This is a genomic window from Bifidobacterium sp. LH_743 (genome assembly GCF_056355775.1).
The window spans coordinates 76797-100379 of sequence record NZ_JBKESZ010000001.1 but is presented as its reverse complement, the minus strand read 5'-3'; the positions used below and the strand labels follow the sequence as shown (position 1 = coordinate 100379).

The window sequence follows — 23583 nt, the reverse complement described above, 5'->3', positions numbered from 1 at the left end:
AACTGCTATTTAAGAGTAAAGATAGTTGCGCTGGAAGTTTCCTGAATGTTTGTTGAAAGTAATAACCGAATCAGGTTACAGTTTGCGGACCATCGTCCGCCCGACGGGCCGTCACCCGTACGGACGGCAGCCGTCAGGCCAGTATCTGCCTAGCTTCCGCCGGCATCGAATTCCGGCGATCCGCGGCAATCGGCGCTATCGCATAAAGTACATTGCATGACAAGCCTTACTGAATCGCACACCGACCAGACCGCGGAAGCCGCACCGGCCGAAAACCTGATCGAACATCCGCGCGGAGCGGAACCCGGCAAACCCGGCCGGCGCGACGCGTTCTATTTCGAACAGAAAACCCGCCTTCCCGACGCGGCCGACGGCAAGGGCCGTGGTGGCGCGCGTTACGGACGCACCGGCATCATCCACACCCCGCACGGCGACATCCACACCCCGGCGTTCGTGCCGGTGGCCACCCAGGCCGCGATGAAGGCCGTACTGCCGGAAACCATGCGGGACCTCGGCGCGCAATGCCTGCTGTCCAACGCGTTCCACCTGTACGAACGCCCCGGCGAGCAGGTGCTCGATGAGGCCGGCGGACTGGCGAAGTTCATGAACTGGAACGGACCGACCTTCACCGATTCCGGCGGATTCCAGGTGCTTTCGCTCGGCGCGGGCTTCAAGAAGACGCTCGCCATGGACGTGACCGGCATGAAATCGGATGACGTGATCGCGGAAGGCAAGGAACGGCTCGCATTCGTGGACGAGGACGGCGTGACGTTCAAATCGCCGCTCAACGGCTCGCTGCACCGTTTCTCCGCCGAAATCTCGATGGGCATCCAGCACAAGATCGGCGCCGACATCATGTTCGCCTTCGACGAACTGACCACGCTGATGAATACCCGCGGATACCAGGAACGCTCCGTGGAACGCACCTACCGTTGGGCGCAGCGTTGCGTGGCCGAGCACAAGCGGCTCACCGAAGAGCGGCTTGGCAAGCCGTACCAGGCGCTGTACGGCGTGGTGCAGGGCGCGAATTACGAGGATCTGCGCAGGCATGCGGCCGAGCAGATCGCCTCGCTTGATTTCGATGGCGTCGGCATCGGCGGCGCGATCGAGAAGCGCATCATCGGCGACACGTGCGCCTGGATCTGCGATGCGATGCCGGAAAGCCGCCCGCGCCACGTGCTCGGCATCGCCGCGGTCGACGACATCTTCGCCTGCGTGGAGAACGGCGGCGACACGTTCGATTGCGTGGCGCCGGCGCGATGCGGCCGAAACGGCGCGATTTTCACGCGTCACGGACGCTACAACATCAAGCGCGCACAGTTCAAGCACGATTTCGGTCCGCTTGAGAAGGGTTGCGACTGCTACACCTGCACGCATTATTCGCGCGCATACGTGGATCATGCGTTGCGTGCCCGCGAATTCAACGGTTTCACGCTGGCTACGATCCACAACGAGCACTTCTTCGTGAAGCTGCTCGATGATATCCGCGCATCGATCGACGGCGGCTATTTCAACGAATTCCGCGACGAGACGCTCGCGAAATTCTACGAAAACGGGTCTCGCGGCTGATCCGCACCGGCATGGAGCGTTGCGCTTCGGCCGGCTGCCCGGTTTTATCGAATTGTGTGAGTCGAATGTCCGATTCCCGACTCACACAATTCAGAACATCACAATCAGACACACATCAACAGATGTTGCTTTAGTCTGCAATCTTCTAATACTAGAATATTCAGCACGTATTCACATCAATCAAGGGGGATTGTGATGACTATGCGAAACGGAAAAAAACTGCTTCTTGTGTATCTGTTAGGCACCACCGGACAGCAATCGTCTGTATAGCGCTGGCGGCGATTTGCGCAATCTGCGTCTGCCTATACTGCATGTTTCCCAACATGTTTCACGGTATGTTCCACGGAAACGCCCACCCCGACGGTCCGTCGACAACGCAGTCCTCTTCACAGACCAAAGCCGATTTCAGCTCTGCCGACATCGCCGAACTCAACAAAGCAGTTGGCAGTACGGATGGCAATTCCGTAAGTCTTGCCGCAGCACATCCAAGCTATGTCGTTGGATCGGACGGCACGCTCAAAGTACAACCCACCCGAAGCGTCGATGAGCTGCACAACAGCGGCATGTACCAGCTGACGGTATTCTGCCTAGGAAATGGAAAACTCGATATCGATTTTTCCATTGGAACGGCGGCAAGACAGCAAACCATGCAATGTCTAACGGAATCCGTCAACCAGACATCGGTGAACCTCGACGTGGACATAGCAGATACCGGCACCGTGAACAGCACGACGGTTATCACGCCAACGAGTTCATCGAAATGCCTAATCGCATACCGATTGGATTATCTGGCTGCATAGCCACTGCGCCGCCTCCGGATCACCCTGTCTCGCCCACCCTGTTTGTCCGATTCTGGAGAATCGGACATCCGCGCCCTATATTCAGCACCCTGTGTGTCCGTTTCTGCAGAATCGGACACGCAGAGTCATGTTCGGGATGCATGTTTGTCCGATTCTGGAGAATCGGACATTCGTTGGGCATTCGTTAAACATTCGGAAAACGAAAATACCGGGCACCCTGCACGGGCGTCCGGCATTGTTTGCTTAGTGATTACCGCGATTCACGGCTTGCGGAGGCCGTGAAATCAGCCTTCGATGGCAATCTGGTGCTTGGCCTCAACCTGCTGTTGCGCTTCAGGCTTCGGCATTTCCAGGCACAGGGTGCCATCCTTGTAGCTGGCGTGAATATCGGAATCCTTCACGTCCTCGCCAACGTAGAAGCTACGAGAGCAAGAGCCGGCGTAGCGTTCGCGACGCAGCCAGCGACCGTTGTCGTCCTTGTCCTCGTGAGAGCTGTCGCGATGCGCGGAAACGGTCAGATAGCCGTTCTGCAGATCCAGCGAGATGTCATCCTTCTTGAAACCAGGCATGTCGATGTCGACCATGTAGCCCTTGTCGGTCTCGCGCACATCGGTGCTCATCATGCCCGTCGACATATTCGCATCGCATGCCGCGTGATCCATGTTGCGCCAACCCTCGAAGAACGGATCGTCGAACAGGTCGGAGAACATCGTGTCATTCATCAAAGCCGGAAACATTGCCATAATCGGTACTCCTTAAGCAAATGCGCGTTCTGCGCGCGGAGTAATGCGGCTTGGCAGCCGGCCGTGCGATTATCGCCGCGGCGTCACCATCTGGCGACACCGACGACCGGGTTCGTTGCCACATCCGGAACCCTCCCGGGCTCCTGACCTTGACCTTTCACTTCACCCAACTCTTCCGGGCGCCTCTCATTCCGGAATTATGCTCACAGTGAAATGCGATGATGGCGCGATGGAAACGATGCTGCCGCTTTGGCTATTTTCAACGGATTTGGCAGTCGCGCGATACTTGGAAATTCCGAAAATACGGAAAACACGGCGAAACGATACCAATACATTCTGCCGATTCGCCGTCAATCGCCAGATATTTCTTATATTTCTGTTATATTTTCCGGTTGTGCCGTATACAAGAAAACCCCGGACCATTAGCATTCCAACGTTCCGGGGTTTTCCATTCCCGTGCGAGCGGGGGGAGTTGAAACATACGGGAAACGTTGCTATGTAGCCGTTTTCATTGATATTTCAATGATTTTATGTCAATATTAATCAGCGTGAATCGGTATAAAAAAATTTCGATTCTTATATTTTTCTTATATTTTTTTGTACGTTGGCATCCGGTGGCGTGCTAAAGTTGTTTTCGGCCGGGGGTCCTCTGCGGCGTTGAAATAAAACGCAATGAGCGGAGGCGTGCTCCCGGCTTTTCCGTCACGTTATCGTCACGTTATCGTTTCCGCCCATTCCCGGTGTTTTCACCCACTTGGAAACGTTGCAATTCCAACGTTCCGACTCCCGTCACGTTTTACGAACCGTCACGTTTTAAAACTCCGGGGAGATAACGGCCCTATGCGGCGGGGGACGTGTTTTTCCTGCCGGGAGGGGATACCGCCCCTATGCGCGGCTCTCAAGGCCGCGGGCGGCGCGTATGTTCGTGTCCTCGGCGGCCTTGACGCGCACAGTGGTTATGTTCACGCGCTGATCGTAAGCTTTGCGAGACGGTTCGGGCGGAGCACTCCGAAGCCGAATCTGAAAGTCGCACGCAATCCGATTGAATCGTTCTCGAAATAACGTTGATCCGTCGTTGCCAGCGTCACGTTGCCGATCGCGCTTACTATCTGCGAACTGTCCAGCACAAGAACGGTGTTCTTCGCGGCATGTGTGTTCAACACTACCGGGATGCCGAACAGCTGAGGAGCCGGACTGTTGGCGACGTCCGGCGCAATCACCGATTTGTTGTTTGCGTCCTTCAGCTTCAGCAGGTAAGCCCAAGAATCGTAACCCATCACAAGAGCGTCGGGCGTGCCGCCGTTCGTTCCGATGGTTCCCATGGCGTCGATGATGGCGTCCAGATTCCCGTCGATGGTCCCCGTGCCGATACCGTCGATGTTCGCCAGCCCGGTCATGCCTAACTGTCCTGATTCCGGTTTCGGCTCCGCCAGGAAAGCGGCGTCGGCTTTGGCGGCGAGAGCGCGTGCAAGACTGTTCCCAAGCATGTTCGGCACGCCGTCGTTGTTGTATGCCTCGTTTGACGCCACGGTGACCAATCCCACCTTTTTCGTGGGCACCACGAGTTCGGATAATTCCGGGTCCTTGCGGTTGAGTTCCGCGCCTTCGGCGGCGTAGTCCGCTTCAGGATCGTCGGCCACGTATGCGATTCGTGCCGTCTGCGCGTCTCCCTTGGCCTGTGCGCTGGGCGTGGTCAGAGAGAATACGAGCGCGGTTGGGATGGCGTCTTCGGCGGCGATTACTGAGGTGTTCGGGAAAGCGCCTTGATTCTGCGCGCTTGTGGTGGTCAAGGCGTTGGGGATTGTGTTCTGTTCGCCGGTCATGATGATGTTTTCCTTCGGTTCCTGCGGCCTTGCGGGTGGAATGGAAAAACCCGTGGCCGCTGTTGTTGATCCTGTTGTTTTCAGCGGCCACGGGCCTAAGACTGTCGGAACGGCCACGGGCCATTCCCGTATGTCATTCTATCGCATCGGCCATATGTTCGGGTCACGCTGGTATGGGCGTATCGCCCGGGGCACGGCGTAGGCGAGCACGCTTTGCTTTGCGGCCGGGCGGCTGGGTTTTGTGGCGCTTATGGTCGGCATGGTTGTTTTCGGTTTGCTGGGCGGTGCCTTGAAAGCGTCCATACGGCCCAATGTGCGGAGCAGGGCTTTTACCGCCTGCATGTCCAGCCGATCCGACGTGTTGCCGTCCGCGTCCCTCATGAACAGGTCGGATGCGCTTCTGATCCGGCGAGAGACGACGTGAGACGATTCGTCGTGAGTCCTGTAGCTGACGTCCAGCACCGTTCCCAGTTGTGCGTCGAGGCTGTTCAACACCATTTCGAGAATCTCCCTGCGTACCGGCTCGCCTTCCTGACTGTGCACATACGCGGGGTCCTTGCTGTGTCCGTCCGGGGTCAGTCGAGACTCATTCATTGTGCGGATGGCGTCGGCGGCGATTCGCAGGCGCAAGGCGTCCACATGAGCGTTGGCGGCGTCGAGCTGGGCGGCGTGTTCCCGCTCCCGTGCGTCGATTCCGGCGAGCGCGGTGGATAGTCTCTCTTCGGCGTTTTTGGCTCTGAGGCGGTATTTTTTCGCTTCGCTTGCGGCTTTTTGGGCTGTGGTGTCGTTTTGTTGCGGCTGTTGTGGTTCTGGTGTTGTGGTGGTGTCGGTCATTTGTTGTTTTCCTCCAATGCGGCGGCGATTCGTTCCAGTGCGTCGGCTTTGCGTAGTTCGGCTTCGACGATCATTGCCTCTGTTTCGTTGCGGAGATATTCGTAGTGTTTTGCTTTGGGTGCGATGCCGCCGTCCTGTGGGGCTGGTGTGAGGATGTGCGCGTATTTGTCCATGAGTTTTTTCATGTTGCCTTCTTTGTTGGTGGTATTCTGATTTTGTGGTGTTGGGAGCCCGGCCGGAAGGTCGGGTTTCTTGTTTATTCCGACTGTTTCACGATGATGACGTTTTCCACGTCGCTCGTGCTTGCGACCGTCATGATGGCCTTGAGCTTTTCAAGTTCCTTGCGTTGCTGGGCGCAACGCTTCCGCAACGTCTTAAGTTCATCCATGTTGGCGTTGTTCCGGCATGGCGTCCGTGACCTATGCCGTCGTTTCCGTGGCTTCGTCGGTTCCGGTGGTGTTGGCGTGCTGTATGCGGGTTTCATACGTTCGCTCTCCTTGATATGCTTGGTGTTCGGACTGGCCGAACGCTCGTATGCGGTTTATCTATGGCGTTCGGCCTGTTCCTTTTTCGAGGATTGGGGCCGGACGGTGTGGCGGTGGCGTCCGGCCCTTTTCACTACCGTCTTTTTGACGCGGCGATACGGTTGATGATCGCGGCATAGCGGCGGCAACGCTCCTCCAGCTCCTGCCGTTTCGACCTCTCCTGTTCCAGTTCGCGTTCCAATCGCTTGACAAGCAGTTCCGGGCGGGTCATTGCTTCAGCCCCTTGCGTAGTCTGTTGACGAGGGCGCGTGCTTCGGTCAGCCAGCGGGAGAGGTTCGCGGCCTGCTCGATGAGTTCGTCCAGTTCCTCCGGCCTGTCCACATGCCATTCATCCCAATCGATGTTTAACCACGGGTCTATCTCGCCCGAAGGTGTGCGCCATACGCGCATGTAGATGCCTAACGGCCCCGGGTCCGACTGGTAGATGAACCAATCGTCCTCGGGATTGCGCGGGTCCGCCGGTTCGTTCTTCACGTGCCCTGTGAACAGCATTGGGGGGGGGGTGACGTTTTCGGCCATTAGTGCTCCAATCCGAAGAAGTCGGGCACGTCGTTAGGCCTGTGCGTCTCCAGCAAATGACGTTCGCCCATCGTCCCGCCATCACTGGTACGGCACGGCTCCGAAACCACAAGAAACGCGCTGGGTTCCGTCTCGCCCTTCATGACGCCGTATACGGCGCTGATCTGCCGGTCGGAATGCTTGAGCACGTCATACGCGCGGCCATTGAGATACGCAAGCGTCGGTTCCAGCCGGTTCAGGTTCCGGCGCATACGGCGGGTGAACCGTCGTTCCGCCACGTCCGCCTCCGGTTTCACAGCCGGTTTCGTCCCGGACGCTTCGGACGTATCCCGCGCACGTTCCCGAGCGTCCGCGAGCGCTGAGCGTAATAGGTTGGCTTCGATTGTCTTGATGGCGTAATCCTGCATGGTGATCGTGGCGCCCATGACGGTATCCGTCTCGATGTCCTTGAGTCCGTAGACGCGGCTGGAGTCGGAAACGGAACGTGGCACTAGTACGGCTCCGGCTTCGGCCAGTAATGCGTCCAGTCGGGTGCGCCACGTCTTGTATGCGCTGGTAATGGTGTCCGCCCTATTTTCACCCTTGGTGACGTTTTCGTTAATGGTGGTCATGATATTTTTCCTTCCTGAAATGGTTGTTTTTTGTGTTTGCGCGATTTTGGGTGCCCACATGCCCACATGTTGGAATTACTGGGTTTTGGGTGCCCGCAAGGTGCCCTCATTGTGCCCGCAAGGTGCCCTCATATGTGCGGGCAGTGCGGGCAGTGCGGGCAGTGGTATGCGGGCAGTTAAAACCCTTGTGGGAGTAGGGTGCGGGCATGTGGGCACCTTATTCGACTGATAATGAATAGATGTTTCCCCCACCGATTCCGTCCCGCCTATCTACTTTTCCCCCTTTGTATAGGTCTGATAGGGCGTCTTCCATGACCTTGCGTTGCGGCTTGCTGAGTCTGTCCCTTAAGTCGCGTTCGGTGATGCCCTCGCGGGTTGGGTCCAGTCTGTCCAGCAGTTCAAGCAATCGAGTTTTGGCGCGTTCGGTGACGCTTCGGTTGGCCTGTTCCTCCGCGTCACGCTTCACGCTGATCTGCTCAGCCTGAACGTCCACGGCGCTCCGGCGCGATAGTTCCATGCACTCCGCACGAATCCTGTCGGACACGTCCATGAACAACATGGCCAATTCCCAATCAACGCGATCAACTTCCAGCCGATAATCCATGAGTGCGAGCAAGGCCGCAACCCTCGCCACCAATTCCACACGGTGCGCATCTAACGCGGTAGCCTGTCCAAGGACGCTCAACCGTTGCATATGGTCCGCATACGTCATGGCGGCAGTTGGAAACGAGATGATCGTGAGCGGGTAGCCCTCCCGCGCGTCCGGTCCGTTCTGCGGCATCCTGTCCAGAGAACCGTGCTTAAGCAAGGCGGCGAGCGCTTCCAGTCCGTTTCCCTCCGGGATACGGCACGGGTCATAAGGGAACGTTCCCGCTGGTGGGTTGGGACGTTTTACCGGTGCGTCAACGTCCACGCTGGGCATGTATACGAACCGTCCGGCCAATCCCGTTTGCGCTTCGTCAAACAAGACTCCCGCGTTGCTGGGCTGGACGCCAACCACGGCGGCCAGCCGGTAGGCGTATGGCGGTAGCTTAATCTGGAATTGCCGTCCCTTCGTGTCGTCGCCCAACGGTTCGTTGCTGAAGCTTTCCAGCAAGGTCGGCAGTATGGTACTTCCCTGTCGGCTCATTGCCGCCTTCAGGCTGACCACTTCAGGCATGTACAATAGGCAGCGGTCGGTCATGACCTTGTCCATGTACTCGCCCTTGACGGGTTTTCCATCACCGTCCGTCGCGGGTATTTTCGAGACAAACTTAGCCGGGATGCTCTCTCCCGTCTTCGGTTTGACCTCCTCCAACATGCACAATGGCGGGGTGGGCATGAGTCGCCGTGCCAATCCCATGGTGCGGCCCTTGCCCGAACCGGTCGGCCCCACAAGAGCAACGTTGACGTTGAGCGTCATTGGCATGTCATGCGGCGTCAACTGCGCCACCACGTTCGGCGGCGTCAACGCAGACATGCGCGCCAGCATCACGCCAACCAATCCGTAGGGGCTGAGCCTGAGCGACTTCGCATACCTGTAGGCGTATTCCAGCCACTTGCGAGCGCTGAAGAACGTCTTATCCGCGGCGCTGTCCATATGCCCCGCCCTCCAATCTGCTATTGAGCCATTCGGCCAGTCTGAGTGCTTCGCCCTCCGTAAGGGTTATTTCCCTTCGTGTCAGCGGGTCCGGGCCGATGCCTATGGCGATGCCGTCCATGTTCACGTCGGCCTTCAAGAGTTCCGGGCCTGTGACCGTCACGCCCAGCCGGTCATAGGTGGGTACGTGCCTGATCTGCAATCCGCTCATATCCGGCCCCCTGTAATGTTGCGGGTACGGTTCCAATGGTTCGTATGGTTCCCCTCCGGCGTTCCGTGCGATTCCGTCGCCCATGTACCAGCCGTTCGGCTGGGGTGCGAGTCCATCCCAGATGGCGCGCCGGTGGTTGAGCAGCTGGTAAAAATCCGCGATGCCAGCGCGGTACCCATTCCCGCGAGCGCCACCATGAGAGCCGACAGCGGTTGGGGTTCGGCCAGTCCGGCAACGAGTACGAGGGAGAGCAGAGAGAGCGAGCCGCAAGCGTCGCTCAACACTTGAAAGCGTCTCCCGGTCCTCCGGGTAATATGCCGAGAATCTGCGTATTTGTCTTGTGTCCACATGCGGTTTCACCTCGATACTTCGTCTACGATGTCCCAAGCGGTTCCGGCCAGATTGCGGATGGCCTGAGCGTCCGCGAGAATCGCATAGCCGATCCCAATAAGCGCGTTCTGGGTCGGGTCCTTCACGTTCAAAGTGGTTTCAGCCTGAGTGAGATAGTTCAACGATCGGTTAATCAGTTCCGTCGCGGTCGGCGTCTTCGTCTCGCTCATTTCGCATCCTCTCCGGTAATCCATGCGTCAAGGTCGGAACGGCGGTAGAGGACCTTATGCGTGCTGGGCTTGCTGAACTTCGGGCCACGTCCCTGATATGCGAGCGTCGCTAACGTCCGTTCGGTAGTTCGGGCGTATTGGGCGGCTTCCTTGCGTGTGAGCCATTCAGTAGTTGTGATTGCCATATGACCACCTCTTGTTTTATTTGTTTACTTGGTTATCGATGTATTACATCGTTAGTAGATAGAATTAGCACGTTCATCGATTAAATACAAATTAGACACGCCAACGCTGTAGTAACTTCTTCATCGATTTATTAGATTGATGGGCATGGAAGAAAAGAAAAAACGCCAAGTGAACCAAGTAGCCGAAACCGGGCATACAGTCGCGGCAAACATAAAGCGACTGCGCGGTACTATGCAATACAAGCAATTAGCCGAGAAGCTAGTGGAAGTCGGAAGGCCCATAGCAGAGCTGGGATTACGTAAAATCGAGTCCGGCGAGCGCAAGGTAGACGTCGATGATCTGATGGCGTTCGCCATAGTTTTCGGTGTCAGCCCTCTAACCCTGCTCATGCCGGAATACGCTTCAAACAAGGTTTCCACACGCATAACCGGTGTTGATATGCCGGTTTCGTCCCTGCTCGCGTGGTCGTGGGCTATGTGCGACAAACCGTTACCGTCCGAGGAGTCGGACGCCATGCAGGAGTCCGGCGACATGGCCGGGATGCTGGACGCGGCTGAATTGTTCCGCTTCAGGTCAAGCCCGAAACGGATGGAAGACTGAAGCATGGCCAGCTACGAACGGTATACGCTCAAGTCGGGCGAGAAACGATGGCGCGTCTACTGGCAACAGCCCGATCATTCGCAACGCAACAAGAGCGGGTTCAAACGCAAGATAGATGCCGAGGATTGGATAGCCCGGAACGTGACCACGGCCATAAACGACGGCGCATATGTGGACCCACAGGGCGGCAGGGCGCTTATAGGCGAGCTGGGCGTGCAATGGCTCGAATCGCATAAAAGCGTATGGAAGCCGTCGCACTACCGGAGCGTCGAGACGTCGTGGCGGGTCCACGTCGCCCCCAAGTGGGCAGGCAGGAGACTTGCACAGGTCCAGCACAGCGAGGTACAGCAGTGGATCACCGATCTGTCGGCCGAACGTTCGGCATCCGTCGTGCTCAGGGCCTTCGGCATCCTCAAGGGCATCTACGAGATGTCGCAGAAGGACGGCCGCATCGCCAAAGCCCCGACGGATGATGTGGCGTTACCTCGGAAACAGCGCAAGAAACACGTTTACCTCACTCCCGAGCAGTTGTATAGCCTTGCGGACTGTTCGGGCGCGTATGGCCCTCTTATTCTCGTTTTAGGGCTATGCGGGCTACGTTGGGGCGAGGCCACCGCGCTGACGGTCGGTGACGTCGATTTCAAGCGGAAACGACTGCATGTGACGAAAAGCGCCACATGGGTGGGCGGCGAGGTCGAATTAGGTTCCCCGAAGAACGGGAGGAGCCGGGATGTTCCACTGTTCGACCCCGTGGCCGAGGCGTTGCGTCCAGTCTGTGATGGGCGGGACGCGGGGGAACTGCTGTTCCGGGGCGAGCATGGCGGATACGTCCAGCAGGTGAGCATCGGCAGGAATCATAGATGCTGGTACAAGACGGCGCTCGAACGATCTGGCGTGCCGATGCTCCCGGCCCATGACCTGCGGCATACGGCGGCCAGCATCGCCGTTCATTCCGGCGCGAACGTGAAGGCTGTTCAACGGATGCTCGGCCATTCGTCGGCGGCCATGACGTTGGATGTGTACGCGGATCTCTTCGAGCATGATCTGGACGCGCTCATATCGGACGTGAACAGCGCCGTGGAACGCTCCAAGTCGGCGTGAATCGGCTTGGTGGTGTTTTCGATTCTTATATTTTTCTTATATTTGAACCGTTTTCGGATATAGAAAACCCCTCCGGATTGTTGGAATTTCAACGTTTCGGAGGGGTTTACCCATGGTGCGAGCGGGGGGAGTTGAACCCCCACGAGCATACACTCACTGCCACCTGAAGACAGCGCGTCTACCATTCCGCCACGCTCGCAGACAATCGACTAATTTACACCTCTTCATTCCAAGTAACAAATCGGCGTGTCGCGATTGGCGGATGGGAGCCGCAGAGCATGCCCACAGCCAGCTCAGGCGGCATGCTCGGCCTTGTACTGCGTGCCCCAGTCCTTCATCGCCTCGATGATCGGCTGCAGCGTCCGTCCGGTTTCCGTCAGCGAATACTCCACGCGCGGCGGCACCTCCGGATACACCTCACGATGCACCAACCCGTCGCGTTCCATCTGACGCAGGTTCGCCGTCAGCACTTTCTGCGATACATTGCCGACCGAACGGCGCAGCTCGCTGAATCGTTTGGTGCCGTCCAACAAATCTCGCAGAATCAGCACCTTCCATTTATCGGAGATCATCAGCAATGTCGTCTCTACGGGACACGCCGGTAATTCACGTTCCATCGAAAAAACTTCTCCTTCATGAATCGCAATAAAATCAATAAAAGTTCCCTTTTGGTAACTATAGCACTTTATTGTGCCTTCTTCCGTTTTGGTCAGTATGGAAATAATGTTCATAACGACAGCGGGAAGCAACGGGAATCCGCCCGCCAAAACCTTAAGACACCTACGAAAGGAACGAACATGAAGATCGCAGTAGTGGCAGCCAACGGCAAGGAAGGCCAGCTCGTCGTCAAGGAGGCCGTCAAGCGCGGCCATGACGTGACCGCCGTGGTGCGCGGCGAGAACAAGTCCGAGGCGCAGCACGCCATCATCAAGGATCTCTTCGACCTGACCGCGGCCGACCTCGCCGGCTTCGACGTGGTCGTGGACGCGTTCGGCGTGTGGGCACCGGAAGACCAGCCGCAGCACTCCACCTCCCTCAAGACCCTGTGCGACGCACTGTCCGGCACCGACACCCGCCTGATCGTGGTCGGCGGCGCAGGCAGTCTGTACGTCGACGCCGAGCACAAGACCCAGGTCAAGGACCTGCCGACCTTCCCGGAGGCGTTCATCCCGCTGGCCAACGGCATGGGCAAGTCGCTGGAAGAGCTGCGCGAGCGCTCCGACGTGAAGTGGACCTACATCAGCCCGGCCGCTGATTTCCAGGCTGAAGGCGCACGCACCGGCTCCTACGAGCTGGCTGGCGAGGAGTTCACCGCCAATGCCGAGGGCCAGAGCTTCATCAGCTACGCCGACTTCGCCATCGCCGTGGTGGACGAGGCCGAATCCGCCAAGCACGTCGGCGAGCGCATCTCCGTGTACACCAAGTGAGGTACGCGCCCAACCACGCAGGGGGCAGATTAGCCGGTCTGCAGGCATCCAGAGTGTCCGATTCTGCAGAAACGGACACTCATGGGTCCATTTTCTGGGTTTCGATGTCCGATTCTGAGGAAACGGACATATAGGCCTTGCGGAACATGCCTTACGTGTCCGATTCTCCCGAATCGGTCGCGCGTGGTGTTCTGCAGATGCCGCGGATGTCCGATTCTGGGGAAACGGACATCCGCGGGGTCAATATCTGGGTCTGAGTGTCCGATTCTCCAGAAACGGACATGTAGGGTACTTATACGGGCTTTTGTTTGTCCGATTCTGCAGAATCGGACACGTGGGGTACCAGGGTACGCAGGGTATGCGTGAGGTACGCGGGATGCGCGGCATGCACGTGGGGCGGGCATGGTCTGCGTGGTTTATGGGTATGAACGGAAGGAATGTGGATGGATCAGCGGCAGCGTCGCGTCTGGCTTATCGGGCAGTTGCTAAGGGAATATCCGGAATATCAGGATGCCGACGAGGCGGATTTGCCGATTCCGCACGATGACGAGGAGCAGCGTCTGCTGCTGCGCGCGCTGCAAAACGTCCGTCCACCCGCGCCGGTGAGCGAACGGTTCCTGCATGTGCAGGACGAGTATCTGGGTGCGGTGCTCGCGCAGCACGCCATCACCGACGCGGACGACGTTCTTCCAATCGAAACCATCGTGCCGGCAGGCATCAACGTACAACGTGCGTGGCCGGCATCGCCCGTGCGAAATGGTCAGCCTTCGCAAACCCCGCAAAACCCGCAAACCCCGCAAACCCCGCAAAACCCGCAAAACCCGCAAAACCCGCAAACTCAGCAAACCCTGCAAACTGCCCAAACTCCACAAACCGGCGCAACGCTCGCCATATGGCAGGGCGACATCACCACCCTGCGTTGCGATGCGATCGTCAACGCGGCGAACAGCGGGCTCACCGGCTGCTATGCGCCGAACCATCATTGCATCGACAATGCGATTCATACCGCCGCCGGCGTGCAGCTGCGCCTTGCCTGCGATCGGATTATGGAGCAGCAGGGGCATCCAGAGCCGGTCGGCCACGCCAAGATCACACCGGGATTCAACCTGCCCGCGCGCTACGTGTTGCACACGGTCGGCCCGATGATCCCCAGCGGCGATCCGACGCCGGCCGAGCAGGAGCAGTTGGCGGACTGCTACCGTTCCTGCCTGCGTCTGGCCGCCGACCATGGTCTCGAAACAATCGCATTCTGCTCGATTTCCACCGGCGAATTCCGTTTCCCCGCAGAACTGGCGGCGCGCATCGCCGTGCACACGGTCCGCGATTTTCTTACGCAGCGATGTGCGCAAGAATTCCCGCAACAAGAAGTCGCGCAATCGCAGCAAACGCAATCGCAGCAAACACAATCGCAGCAAACGTCAACCAACGCCACAGCCGCCCCAGCCGCTTCAACCCCCGCCAGCCCCGCCAACACAGCCAGCCCCGCCAACACAGCTGACACCGCCAACACACCCAGCACCATCAGGAAAGTGATCTTCGATGTCTTCTCCGACCGCGACCGCCAGATTTACGAGCGCGTATTCGCCGACCATGCCTGACGGGAGCATGCCTGACAGGAGCATGGCTGACAGTGAGCATATCGCCGCGATCGAACGGCTCGCGAAGGCGTGGCATGAGGCGGATTGCGTGCTTATCGGCGCCGGATCAGGCCTGTCCACGTCGGCGGGTTACACGTATTCCGGCGAACGCTTCGACCGCCTGTTCTCCGATTTCAAGGAGCGCTATGGCATCACCGACATGTATTCGGGCGGTTTCTATCCTTTTGACACACTTGAGGAGTACTGGGCGTGGTGGAGCCGCGCGATCTACTATAACCGGTACGTGCCGGCGCCCAAACCGGTGCATCACATGCTGCTGAACATGTTGCATTCCACCGGTAAGGACGACTATTTCGTGCTGACCACGAACGTCGACCACTGTTTCCAGAAGGCCGGTTTCGACAAGTCGCGTCTCTTCTACACGCAGGGCGATTACGGCCTATGGCAGTGTTCGCTGCCGTGCGCGCAGGTCACCTATGACAATGAGCAGGCAGTACGTGAGATGGTCGAGAAGCAGTCGGACATGCGCGTGCCGAGCGATTTGGTGCCGCATTGCCCACGTTGCGGCCGTCCGATGATGCCGAATCTGCGTTGCGACGCCTCGTTTGTGGAGGATGACGGTTGGCATGCCGCCGCCCGCCGGTATGGCGATTTTCTCGAACGGCATGGGAATTCGCGCATACTATTGCTTGAGCTCGGCGTTGGCGGCAATACGCCGGCAATCATCAAATATCCGTTCTGGCGATTGACGGGCGAAAATTCGAACGCCACATACGCATGCCTCAATCTGGGCGAGGCGGCGGCACCAGCGCAGATTCACAGCCAATCCATCTGCCTCAACGCGGACATCAGGCAGGCGCTGGGCGAGCTGGCTGTGGCGCTCAGGAAGTAACAGTCAAGCCAGGAAATACGGCAAGATGCGGCCGCCTATCCATTTTCCCGGCTTGGCTGCGTTTGTCCGACGCGTCGGTATCAGCATCGAGACATACGGGCACTCGGCCATGGGCATGTGAGAAGCGGACGCACGCGCTCAGCGCACCAAAAACACCATGACGAGGATCATCACAAATCCGACCAGATCGGTCGGCTCGAACACCGCACCGGTCCACGCAACGGCGGAAATCGTGGCCATCACCGGTTCGCTGGTGCCGAGCATGGTGGCGCGCATGGCGCCGACGCGCATCACACCGGCCATGTACAACCAGAATGCGCCGAACGTGCCACCGATCACGGTGAAGACCATCAGCCCAATCCCGGCCCAATCCAAGTACGGCGCCGACGCCCACGGCTTCACGAACGGCAGCAGCACCAGTCCGGAAATCAGGAATGCGACGCCGTTGACGGTGAAGTTTCCCCAACGTTCGATGAGTTTCACCGGCACAATCGACATGGCGGCGGTGGAAATCGCATTGACGACGCCCCACGCCAGACCGGCCAGCGGCAGCTTCAGCGTCGTGACATCGCCGCCGGTCGCGATCAGCACGGTGCCGGCGAAGGCGAGCGCCACGCCAATGCCTTCGCGCATGCCGGGAAATCGTCTTCCACGCAGGCATACGAAGGCGAGGACGAACAGCAGATTCAGGCTTTGCAGCACGGTGGCGGTGCCGGAGTTCGTCCAGTTGATGGATTCAAGATAGGCCACCTGAACGAGGAGCACGCATACGAGGGCGGTCGTCAGGATTCGTGGATACGATGCGCGGTCGCGCAGCATGCCGGAAAGCGGCTTCGGCGTCATGATGGCCGAGCAGGCCAGGAACAGCACACCCGCAGCCAGTTCGCGCACGCACGCTATCCAGAGCGGCGACGCATGGTAGGTGCCCATGAGGATTTTGGAGACGGTGGCGTTGATGCCCCACAGCACGCCTCCGCACAAGGTCATTGCGATGCCGACGAGCAGATCCTTCGGCGTACGTTCGAACGTCTTTCCCACCATCGGTCGCTGTTCTCCTCTTTTCGCCAACATATCCGTCTCTATCTCGCAACCGCATCCCGCAGTCTCACGCACCATTCAACAACCATGACGCAACTTATGGGAGTCACGGCGGTTCCACGGCATCCACGGCATCCGTTTCGCAATGGCACGGGATAGACGTGGCGCATGGTCGCAAAAACAGCGCCGAAAACAACAATGCCGGCCGTACGAGATGGATTCCCATACGGCCGGCATTGCAATCGGCAATTCCGTAGAACGGTTCAGCGGTTGGCTGGGATCGTTGCAGTGCGCGCCGCGATCACCAGCTCCGCTTTATGGCGATCACTTGCGACGCTGGCGCATCAGCAGCACCGCACCGCCGGCGATGACGAGCATGGCCGCCGCAAGCATCATGCCCAGCACGTTCGAGCCGGTGCTGGCAATCGTCTGGGCTGCCGTCTTGCTGCTGGCCGTGCTGGCGTTCGTGTTTTCACCCTGGTGGGACGGACCAGCCGGCTTGACGCCCGGCGTGCTGTCCTTCACCGCCACGGTGAACCTCACCCGGGCGCCACGGTTGAACTTCACCGTCACGGAGCCGGTGGTGCCGGTCTGCTGAGCGTTGAGGAACGTACTGGTCAACGTGATGACGGAGTCGTCCTTGTTGTCCACATAATCCTTGCCCTTTTCGAGCGGCTGGTAGTTGTATTCCACGCTCTCCACGGTGTTGCCATTGAAGTTGACACCCACGTTCAGGCCGGCCTTGTTCGCGGCCTTGGCGTCGGCATCATACTTGTCGTACGTGAAGGAATCGCCCGCGGTCAATACGGCACTTCCCTTCCAGTCGCGATCGGCAGCCAGATCGTTCAGGTTCCAGATCTGCGTGCCGTTGTACGGATTCGCGGTGCCGATGCTCAGACCGGAGTTGGTCTCGGCGAACACGCGCAGACCGTGGTTGTTGTTGTCTCCGAGGCCGTTGCGGGTGATGGTCTGGAAGTTCAGGCCGTCGCTGGTGACCACGAGGTCGAATCCACGCTTGTTGATGGTCGCAGAGGACAGGTAGCGGCACACGCCCACGAAATACGTGAAGTTCTTGACGTTGTCTTCGGTGAGCCACTTGTCGAGCTGATCGGTGATGGAGGACGGCAGCATCGGGCGGACTTCCTGGTAGAGCTTAAGCAGCTCTTCCAGCGCCTTCTGGAACTCCTCACGGTCTTCGACCGTATACGTGTTGGCGTCGTCGAGAGACATCGTGGCCGTTCCGTCGGACGAGACATCGGTCTGCTTGGATTCCAAATCGCCCGACATGTCCTGCATCAGGGATTCCATGCGCTCCACCTTGTCGAGCTGAGCGTCGGAAGACGTGTCGACGGCCTTGCCAGCGGTCTCATCGGACTGCGTGGCCACCGGGGACTTCGCATCCTCGGAAGCAGCATCGCCATCCGTCTTCGCGTCGGCATCATTCGAATTGGCATCGGACGTGCTGGCGTCAGCCGAATTCTTGGACGAATCGTTGGATTCCGCCTCAAGGTACTTCTTGATGTATTCGATCTGCTGCTTCCACTCTTCCGGAGTGCGCTTGAGGATGTCGCCGTTGGCGAACTGCGTGACCGGGTAAGCCAGGTCGCTGATGTCGAACGTGCCCGCGTACATCTTGCCGTCATACGACTGCATACGCCACACGTACTGGTTGAGATGACGGCTCATATCGTCTTCGGAGCTGAGGCCCGCGCGCATCGCCTGGCCGTCGATGGTGCCCTTCGGCGTGCCGAAGTACTTGTCCCCGTCGGCGCCGGCCACGAGTTCGAAGTTCTCATTGGCATCCATGCGCCACAGGTTCACCGGATTCGACATGTCGTTGTACATGTTCTCGAACTTGTTGTTCATCATATCGGGCAGAGCCACCATGGGGTCGTTGTAGCCGCCGATGTACAGATGGTTCTTGTACACCACCAGGTTCGCCGCGCCGGAACGGGTCGCGCCGAAGCCGAAATCATACTTGGCGCCGTCCTTGGTGTCGCCCACAAGCGGCGTATACTTCCAGCTGCCGTCGGCCTGCTCCTCGCCGCGGACCAGCGCAAACGACTGCTTCTTGGCCGACGTGCCGGTGACGATGGTGATGTACAGCCTGTTGTTGAAGGCGATCATATCCCAGATGGCACCGCCGAAGATGTTGTCGGTGTAGTGGTATGCCGGATAGTTGAACAGATCCTGCTGCGTGGCGATGGTCTTGAACGACTTGGCGCCCGCGGACGGATTGGAGGAAGCCACGATGTAGGCGCCATCGGCGCCGATCATGCTGGCGACGAGCTTGTTGCCTATCACGGCCAGACCGCGGATGCCCACGGAAATGCCCTCTGCCACGCCACCGCTCTGGTACACGACCTTGCTGGAATCATCCTTCGGGTCGACTTCCAGCAGATACGGCGCACCCTGCGCCGCGGCCGCGAAATACAGCTTGTCATGGAATTCGACGGCCGCACGGTAGCCGTTCACGTTGAACTTGCCGCCAGTGGCCTTCTGAATCGGCGGCACGACGATCTTCACTTCGCCGGTGACCGTATTGATCTTCAGCAGCAGGCTGCGGTTCTCACCGCTGTCGAGGAACAGCTTGCCGTTGAACATCATGTCAAGGCTGGCCTTGATCTTCGCATAGGTGGAATTGGTCTGGACGGCGATGTGCTTCAAAGTGCTGCCCATAGCCGAGTAGCAGGTGCCCACGTACATCCAGTCGCCGTAGCCGAGGGAAGACCAGGAGTAGTTCTGTCCACGATCGGCCTCGCCATCACCGACGGTGGCGTTGCCGTTCGCATCGACATCCGTGATGCCGTCGATGGCATAGGTATCGTTCTTCGGATGCGAAATCTTCGTTGCGGTGTATCCCGCGCCTTGCTGCACGGTGATACCGGGAGCCTTGCCATTGGAATCCGCTGCGGATGCCACGGAAACCGGAACGAGCATGGCGCATGCGGCTACAGTCGCGATGACAGCTTTGCTGAATTTCGATTGGAATCGCCGAGGTGGTGACGTTTTCTTGGACTTCCCGACCGGGAGGAGAACCCCCTTATGGCGAAGTACAGCAGGGAGCAGCGCGACAGGGCCGTGGACCTGTACATCAAATACGAACGCTGCGCCGCCGACGTGATCCGCGAGCTCGGCTATCCCAGCAGGGGCTCGCTGTGGATGTGGCACAAAGACCGGCTCGAGGAGGAGCGCACCGGCGTCCCCTCCAGGCGCGGGGAACGCCACAGGCGCTACAGCGACGAGCAGAAACAGGCCGCGGTGGACCACTACCTCGAATACGGCAGACGGCTCAGCCGCACCATGCGGATGCTGGGATATCCGAAAAGCAAGGAACTGCTCATGGCGTGGATCGACGAGCTCGCGCCCGGCCAACGCAAGCTGAGGCACGGGCCGGTGCCCGAGGAACTGAAGCGGAAGGCGGTGGTCGCGGTCGCGTCCGGACGGCTGAAATCACGTGAGGCGGCCGCCGAGCTGGGCGTGGAGGCGTCCGTCGTGAGAAACTGGAAACGACAGATGCTCGCCGGATCCAAGGAGACGCCCGTGACGAAGGAACGCAAGGGAAAGGCCGGGAACGGGAGGGCCGTCGCGCGGCCCGTGGTCCCGGACGCGCCGACGGCCGCTGGCGGTTCAGGGGACGCGGCCGGCCTGGCGGACGCGGTGGCGTCGCTGGAGAGGAGGCTGGCGGAGACGCGGGCCCGTCTGGACGAGCTGGACGCCGACATCGAACGGCAGCGGCGGGAGAAGAAGGAGCTGGACATCGAGATCGCGATCCGGAAGGGCGCGTTGGAGCTGTTGGGAAAAGAGCCGGGCGCAGGCCCGGAAAACCTGACCAACCGCGAGAAGACGCTCCTCGTCAGGACCGTTAGCGAGACGCTGGGCGTGACCGCCAGGAGCCTGTTGGGTGTGGTCGGCATCGCGCGCAGCACCTACCATTACCAGCTCAACGCCATGAAACGTCCCGACAAGGATGCTTCCCTCCTGGAGCTCGTGCGCGAGGCGTTCGAGAACAGCGAGCGGCGCTACGGGTACAAGCGGATCCACCTGGAGCTGAAGGGCATGGGCGTCAGGGTGTCGGCGAAACGGATCATGAGGCTCATGACCGGAAACGGCCTGGTGCCCCTGTTCAAGAGCGCGAAGCGGTACAGCTCGTACAAGGGCGAGCTGACCAAGGCCCCGGCGAACCTGGTGGACAGGGATTTCCACGCCGAGCGGCCGAACATGCTGTGGGTCACGGATCTCACGGAGTTCTCGATCCCCGCGGGCAAGGCGTACCTGTCGCCCGTGATCGACTGCTACGACGGGCTTCCGGTCGCGTGGACGATCGGAACGAGCCCGAACGCGGCGTTGGCCAACGGCATGCTCGCCGACGCGTGCTCCACGCTCAAGGACGGCGAGAAGCCAATCATCCATTCCGACCGTGGATGCCACTACCGGTGGCCGGAATGGATCCGCATCTGCAAGGAACACGATCTGACGCGTTCGATGAGCGCGAAGGGATGCAGTCCGGACAACGCGGCCGCGGAGGGGTTCTTCGGCCGTCTCAAGCAGGAGTTCTTCCATAAACGCAGTTTCGCGGGCGTCTCGATGGACGAGTTCATCAACATGCTGGACGAGTACATGGTCTGGTATCGGGACAAGCGGATCAAGACGGAGTTCGGCATGAGCATCATGGACCGTCGACGCGAGCTCGGTCTTGTGGCATGATTGGTGGTGATGGAATCAATGACGAGTCCAACAAAACGGCACCAGCCCCCGCTTCATTGTTTTTCTCTCCAACACCCCACCCGTCCCTGCGACGAATGGCATGGGATAAAAATATCATGAGCTTGCGAGAAAATTGCCGGAATGCCACCGGAGCATGCGATATTTCAGAGGGAACCGCGGCCGCAGCACGCGCGGCCGCATCATCCCCCTACAGACTGGCGTCGGGGGCAGTGAGAAAATCGAGGATTTTGTCCAGATACGGCCCGAGCACGTTGTTCGGCATGGAGAAGATCTCGTGCAGCGATTGCCCGTACCGAACCTTCTCGATTGATCCACCGCCTTCGCGCACTCGTTCCACGAAATCGTCCTGCGGTCCGTTGAGTACCCAAATGTCACGTCCGGCCTGGAACAGCAGCATCGGGGTTTCGATCGCGCCGCACATGTCCGGCTTGAGGATGGCGCGGGACAATGCCAGTGCCTGGTGTGCCCATTCGAAGGTCGCCGCGTTGGTCTGGCACGACACATCGTCGCAACGTTGCTGATGGAACCAGCGCACGCGCGCTTCGGAAGCGCCCTTATGCTCGTCGAGATCGAGGTCAGTCGAGAAATCGGTATGCCCGAATACACGCGATTTGCCGAATCCCAGTCCGCACAGCATGCCCGTCGCGACGCGCGCCAGCCATGTCGGCATGCCGACGACGGGTGCGATCATGGGCGCGGACAGCACCGCCTTGTCGAACAGGGACGGGTAGCGTTCCAGCACGGCCGCGCCGATGCCGCCGCCCATCGAATGGCAGTACAGGTTCAGTGGCTTGTCGCACGCGTATTCGCGCGCGACGCTATCGGCGAAGGCCGCGAGGTCGGCTACATACCGGCGCCAATCGTCGATCCATACTAGGCTGGGATTGTCCACGTCGTGCACGGAATGGCCGTGCCCACGATGTTCGAGGATGCATACGGAATAGCCAGCCAGCAGGAAATACCATGCCATCTCACTGTATTTGCGCGCGAATTCGGTGAATCCATGCGAGATGACGATTGCACCGCGGAACACACCCGAAGCGCCATCCTCACGCAACGCGTCGAATTTGGCCGCGTCGTAGCAGCAATAGTGCAGCCGGCCTGGTTCGTCCAGTTTGGGAAGTTCGTCGCCGTTCCAGTCGACGGTGGCGGGGTCCATCCATCCTTCCGTCATGCAGGCGTCCAGCGCGGGCAGCACCTTGCCTTCCATTTCGGCGTCGTAATTCGCCTCGTCGAGCAGCCTAAGAATCATGCTTTCATCATACGAATCCCGCATGAACAAACCTTTGACCCACAGCGCTTAGACTCCGCGTATCGGACGTGCTCCCCCATGCAATGGACGCACTCCCCCATACAATATCGGTATGAAAATCATGTCATTGTGCATGGCATTCGTCATGTTCTGTACCATGCAGCCAGCCGGAACGATGAATTCGGCCGGCGAGAACACAGCCGCTTCCGCCGACGCGACGAGCGGAACCGCGTCCGCCATCATCAGCTGCCCGCCGCCGTTGCAGTGGCTGTGCGGAAAGTGAGCCATGCGATGAATCCCACGAAATCCGCAGCCACCCCCATACCCAAAGTCCACCGTGTGGCGCTGGTCGATAACGATCCTCGCGCATTGGAATCGTTGAGCCTACTCATCGAAGCGAAGGTTCCCACGGCCTACGTGGTATGGACGGCCACTTCCGGCGACGAGGCAATCGAACGATGCCAGAGGAACGACGACAATCTCAACCTGCTCATATTGGACATGTCCATGGAGGGATTGCAGGGGCCGGCCATCTGCCATCGGATCCGTCTCATGGACAGGCATCTGCCGATTCTCGGCATCACCAGCTTCTCCATCAACAGCTACCGCAACAAGCTGATGGAGGCCGGAGCGCAGGGGCTGATCGGCAAGGAGGACTCCGACCAACTGGCAAAGGCCATTGAACGGCTTTGCGGGGGCGACGTGATGGAGGGATTCGAGCCTCCCGCCTTGGCCAGCGTACGCATCAGACGCGAGGAGGAGAACTCACCGCGGCTCACCGTGCGCGAGGAACAAATCATCTCCCTGTGCGCCGACGGCATGCTGGACAGGGAGATCGCCGAACGGCTGGACATCTCCGAAGGCACCGTGCGCAAACATATGCAAGGCATTCTCAAGAAGCTGAACTGCAAGACGGCACGTCAGGCGGTGGCGTTGTGGGTGAGGTCGCATGTGCGCTGAATCAGCA

General features: G+C 59.2%; 26 protein-coding genes and 1 tRNA gene. 10 read left to right on the top strand and 17 right to left on the bottom strand.

Features of this window, described 5'->3' with window-relative positions:
- The first annotated feature begins 216 nt into the window (after positions 1 to 216).
- Together tgt and AC1ATL_RS00435 are read left to right on the top strand one after the other, a co-directional pair.
- Entirely contained in the window at positions 217 to 1569 is a 1353-nt protein-coding gene (tgt, locus tag AC1ATL_RS00440; RefSeq protein ID WP_476567651.1) for a tRNA guanosine(34) transglycosylase Tgt, read from the top strand.
- Positions 1570 to 1904: 335 nt separating this feature from the next.
- Positions 1905 to 2369 (top strand): hypothetical protein, encoded by a 465-nt coding sequence (locus AC1ATL_RS00435; RefSeq protein ID WP_476567649.1) that lies wholly within the window; start codon positions 1905 to 1907, stop codon positions 2367 to 2369.
- 284 nt (positions 2370 to 2653) lie between these two features.
- Here the strand turns inward: AC1ATL_RS00435 and AC1ATL_RS00430 are convergent, their stop codons facing one another.
- From AC1ATL_RS00430 to AC1ATL_RS00375, 12 genes are all read right to left on the bottom strand, one after another.
- Positions 2654 to 3112 carry an Hsp20/alpha crystallin family protein gene (locus AC1ATL_RS00430; protein ID WP_432623322.1) on the bottom strand — a complete coding sequence of 153 codons (459 nt, stop codon included), beginning with the start codon at positions 3110 to 3112 and terminating at the stop codon, positions 2654 to 2656.
- A gap of 962 nt (positions 3113 to 4074) precedes the next feature.
- Entirely contained in the window at positions 4075 to 4935 is an 861-nt protein-coding gene (locus AC1ATL_RS00425; RefSeq protein ID WP_476567647.1) for a phage major capsid protein, read from the bottom strand.
- A 138-nt stretch (positions 4936 to 5073) separates the two neighbouring features.
- Entirely contained in the window at positions 5074 to 5769 is a 696-nt protein-coding gene (locus AC1ATL_RS00420; protein ID WP_476567645.1) for a hypothetical protein, read from the bottom strand.
- Positions 5766 to 5954 carry a hypothetical protein gene (locus AC1ATL_RS00415; protein WP_476567643.1) on the bottom strand — a complete coding sequence of 63 codons (189 nt, stop codon included), beginning with the start codon at positions 5952 to 5954 and terminating at the stop codon, positions 5766 to 5768. Before AC1ATL_RS00415 ends, AC1ATL_RS00420 begins: the two co-directional genes overlap by 4 nt.
- 71 nt (positions 5955 to 6025) lie before the next feature.
- Positions 6026 to 6157, bottom strand: coding sequence for a hypothetical protein (locus tag AC1ATL_RS00410; protein WP_476567641.1), 132 nt, complete (start codon positions 6155 to 6157; stop codon positions 6026 to 6028).
- A 230-nt stretch (positions 6158 to 6387) separates the two neighbouring features.
- Positions 6388 to 6525 (bottom strand): hypothetical protein, encoded by a 138-nt coding sequence (locus tag AC1ATL_RS00405; RefSeq protein WP_476567639.1) that lies wholly within the window; start codon positions 6523 to 6525, stop codon positions 6388 to 6390.
- Complete coding sequence (locus AC1ATL_RS00400) at positions 6522 to 6788, bottom strand: hypothetical protein (RefSeq protein WP_476567637.1); 267 nt, start codon at positions 6786 to 6788, stop codon at positions 6522 to 6524. Before AC1ATL_RS00400 ends, AC1ATL_RS00405 begins: the two co-directional genes overlap by 4 nt.
- 44 nt (positions 6789 to 6832) lie before the next feature.
- The gene (locus AC1ATL_RS00395; RefSeq protein ID WP_476567635.1) at positions 6833 to 7444 is read right to left on the bottom strand and encodes a hypothetical protein; all 612 of its coding nucleotides are present in this window, start codon (positions 7442 to 7444) and stop codon (positions 6833 to 6835) included.
- 217 nt (positions 7445 to 7661) lie between these two features.
- A complete protein-coding gene (locus AC1ATL_RS00390) occupies positions 7662 to 9023 on the bottom strand; it encodes a YfjI family protein (protein ID WP_476567633.1) in 1362 nt (453 codons plus the stop codon).
- A complete protein-coding gene (locus tag AC1ATL_RS00385; protein WP_476567631.1) occupies positions 9004 to 9318 on the bottom strand; it encodes a hypothetical protein in 315 nt (104 codons plus the stop codon). Before AC1ATL_RS00385 ends, AC1ATL_RS00390 begins: the two co-directional genes overlap by 20 nt.
- 272 nt (positions 9319 to 9590) lie before the next feature.
- Positions 9591 to 9794, bottom strand: coding sequence for a hypothetical protein (locus AC1ATL_RS00380; protein WP_476567629.1), 204 nt, complete (start codon positions 9792 to 9794; stop codon positions 9591 to 9593).
- The gene (locus AC1ATL_RS00375) at positions 9791 to 9979 is read right to left on the bottom strand and encodes a helix-turn-helix transcriptional regulator (protein WP_476567627.1); all 189 of its coding nucleotides are present in this window, start codon (positions 9977 to 9979) and stop codon (positions 9791 to 9793) included. Before AC1ATL_RS00375 ends, AC1ATL_RS00380 begins: the two co-directional genes overlap by 4 nt.
- 145 nt (positions 9980 to 10124) lie before the next feature.
- On the opposite strand from AC1ATL_RS00375, the gene AC1ATL_RS00370 reads away from it, so the two are divergent.
- Together AC1ATL_RS00370 and AC1ATL_RS00365 are read left to right on the top strand one after the other, a co-directional pair.
- On the top strand, positions 10125 to 10580 hold the full coding sequence (locus AC1ATL_RS00370; RefSeq protein ID WP_476567625.1) for a helix-turn-helix domain-containing protein: 456 nt from the start codon (positions 10125 to 10127) through the stop codon (positions 10578 to 10580).
- A 3-nt stretch (positions 10581 to 10583) separates the two neighbouring features.
- On the top strand, positions 10584 to 11681 hold the full coding sequence (locus AC1ATL_RS00365) for a tyrosine-type recombinase/integrase (RefSeq protein ID WP_476567623.1): 1098 nt from the start codon (positions 10584 to 10586) through the stop codon (positions 11679 to 11681).
- A gap of 113 nt (positions 11682 to 11794) precedes the next feature.
- Here AC1ATL_RS00365 and AC1ATL_RS00360 read toward each other — a convergent pair.
- Positions 11795 to 11880, bottom strand: a tRNA-Leu gene (locus AC1ATL_RS00360).
- A 94-nt stretch (positions 11881 to 11974) separates the two neighbouring features.
- Positions 11975 to 12298, bottom strand: a complete 324-nt coding sequence (locus AC1ATL_RS00355) for a winged helix-turn-helix transcriptional regulator (RefSeq protein ID WP_281775154.1) — start codon at positions 12296 to 12298, stop codon at positions 11975 to 11977.
- Between the two features lie 180 nt (positions 12299 to 12478).
- On the opposite strand from AC1ATL_RS00355, the gene AC1ATL_RS00350 reads away from it, so the two are divergent.
- The 3 genes from AC1ATL_RS00350 to AC1ATL_RS00340 all read left to right on the top strand — a co-directional run bounded on the left by AC1ATL_RS00350 (position 12479) and on the right by AC1ATL_RS00340 (position 15598).
- Positions 12479 to 13108: an NAD(P)-dependent oxidoreductase gene (locus AC1ATL_RS00350; protein WP_432623319.1), complete on the top strand. Its 630-nt coding sequence runs from the start codon at positions 12479 to 12481 to the stop codon at positions 13106 to 13108.
- Between the two features lie 443 nt (positions 13109 to 13551).
- Positions 13552 to 14706 carry a macro domain-containing protein gene (locus AC1ATL_RS00345; protein WP_476567620.1) on the top strand — a complete coding sequence of 385 codons (1155 nt, stop codon included), beginning with the start codon at positions 13552 to 13554 and terminating at the stop codon, positions 14704 to 14706.
- A gap of 22 nt (positions 14707 to 14728) precedes the next feature.
- Positions 14729 to 15598 (top strand): SIR2 family NAD-dependent protein deacylase, encoded by an 870-nt coding sequence (locus AC1ATL_RS00340; RefSeq protein WP_476567618.1) that lies wholly within the window; start codon positions 14729 to 14731, stop codon positions 15596 to 15598.
- Between the two features lie 138 nt (positions 15599 to 15736).
- Here AC1ATL_RS00340 and AC1ATL_RS00335 read toward each other — a convergent pair whose 3' ends face one another.
- Entirely contained in the window at positions 15737 to 16639 is a 903-nt protein-coding gene (locus AC1ATL_RS00335) for a DMT family transporter (RefSeq protein WP_432623313.1), read from the bottom strand.
- A 321-nt stretch (positions 16640 to 16960) separates the two neighbouring features.
- Complete coding sequence (locus tag AC1ATL_RS00330; protein ID WP_476567616.1) at positions 16961 to 19576, bottom strand: X2-like carbohydrate binding domain-containing protein; 2616 nt, start codon at positions 19574 to 19576, stop codon at positions 16961 to 16963.
- Positions 19577 to 19681: 105 nt separating this feature from the next.
- Here AC1ATL_RS00330 and AC1ATL_RS00325 point away from each other — a divergent pair, with 105 nt between their 5' ends.
- On the top strand, positions 19682 to 21343 hold the full coding sequence (locus AC1ATL_RS00325; RefSeq protein ID WP_476567614.1) for an IS3 family transposase: 1662 nt from the start codon (positions 19682 to 19684) through the stop codon (positions 21341 to 21343).
- Positions 21344 to 21551: 208 nt separating this feature from the next.
- Here AC1ATL_RS00325 and AC1ATL_RS00320 read toward each other — a convergent pair whose 3' ends face one another.
- Positions 21552 to 22616, bottom strand: coding sequence for an alpha/beta fold hydrolase (locus AC1ATL_RS00320; RefSeq protein WP_476568331.1), 1065 nt, complete (start codon positions 22614 to 22616; stop codon positions 21552 to 21554).
- Between the two features lie 121 nt (positions 22617 to 22737).
- On the opposite strand from AC1ATL_RS00320, the gene AC1ATL_RS00315 reads away from it, so the two are divergent.
- Positions 22738 to 22899 (top strand): hypothetical protein, encoded by a 162-nt coding sequence (locus AC1ATL_RS00315; protein WP_476567612.1) that lies wholly within the window; start codon positions 22738 to 22740, stop codon positions 22897 to 22899.
- Positions 22900 to 22907: 8 nt separating this feature from the next.
- Positions 22908 to 23576: a response regulator gene (locus AC1ATL_RS00310; protein WP_476567610.1), complete on the top strand. Its 669-nt coding sequence runs from the start codon at positions 22908 to 22910 to the stop codon at positions 23574 to 23576.
- Positions 23577 to 23583 lie beyond the last annotated feature (7 nt).